Consider the following 1,130-nt stretch of genomic DNA (forward strand, 5'->3'; position numbering starts at 1 on the left):
CTAGTGACCTGAGTCGGAGATTCGTCGGCAGTAGGCGGCGACTTTGTCGAGGATCTCGTCTGCCGTCTTCGTCCAGACGAAGGGTCTGGGGTGCTCGTTCCAGTCGGCGAGCCAGCCCCGGATGTCACGCTCGAGGGCCTGAACAGAGCGGTGGACGCCACGCTTGAGCTTCTTCTGGGTCAGCTCGGCGAACCACCGCTCGACCAGGTTCAGCCAGGACGCGCTGGTGGGCGTGAAGTGCAACTGGAACCGGGGATGGGCCAGGAGCCACTTCTTGATGTCGGGTGTCTTGTGCGTCGCGTAGTTGTCGAGGATCAGGTGGACCTGGAGGTCGGCCGGTACTTCCTTGTCGAGTGTGGCGAGGAACTTCTTGAACTCGGCGGCCCGGTGGCGCCGGTGGAGCGAGCCGATGACTTTGCCGGTCGCCACTTCCAGGGCGGCGAACAAGGTGGTGGTGCCGGCACGGACGTAGTCGTGGCTGCGGCGTTCGGGGACGCCGGGCATCATCGGCAGGACGGGCTGGGATCGGTCCAGTGCCTGGATCTGCGACTTCTCGTCCACACAGAGCACCAGTGCCTTCTCCGGCGGGTCGAGGTAGAGGCCGACGACGTCACGGACCTTGTCGATGAACAGCGGGTCGGTGGACAGCTTGAACGTCTGCGACCGGTGCGGGGCGAGGGCGAACGCCCGCCAGATTCGCGAGATCGTCGACTGCGACATCCCTGTGGCGGCCGCCATCGATCTGGTCGACCAGTGGGTGGCGTTCTTCGGTGTCTCCTCGAGCGTCTTGACGATGACCCGCTCGACGTCCGCGTCGGTGATCTTGCGCGGGACGCCCGGACGCGGGTCGTCGCACAGGCCGTCCAGGCCCCGCTCGAGGAAGCGGCGTCGCCAGGTGCGGACGGTGTCCGGGGTGATCCGCAACCGGCGGGACACTTCCATGATCGAGTGGCCCTCGGCGCATTCCAGCACGATCCGCGACCGCTGGGCCAGGGCTTGGGCCGTCGTGCGACGACGGACCCATCCCTCCAGCGCGGCTCGTTGGGCATCAGTCACCGACAACGGTGGAATCTTCGGACCCGGACGACTCATGCCCAACCAACGACGAATCTCCGACTCAGGTCACTAGG

1 protein-coding gene is annotated in these 1,130 nt (G+C 66.1%); it reads right to left on the reverse strand.

The window, feature by feature from the left end; all coding sequences use genetic code 11:
• Positions 1 to 1,092 (reverse strand): IS630 family transposase, encoded by a 1,092-nt coding sequence (locus tag GBN72_RS00010; protein WP_151769529.1) that lies wholly within the window; start codon positions 1,090 to 1,092, stop codon positions 1 to 3.
• Between the last annotated feature and the right edge of the window lie 38 nt (positions 1,093 to 1,130).

Source organism: Streptomyces abyssomicinicus, assembly GCF_008974245.1.
Lineage (GTDB): Bacteria > Actinomycetota > Actinomycetes > Streptomycetales > Streptomycetaceae > Streptomyces > Streptomyces abyssomicinicus.

Bases quoted from the DNA above. Each gene is read 5' to 3' on its own strand.
- GBN72_RS00010 (WP_151769529.1), bottom strand. From the start codon at position 1,092: ATGAGTCGTCCGGGTCCGAAGATTCCACCGTTGTCGGTGACTGATGCC.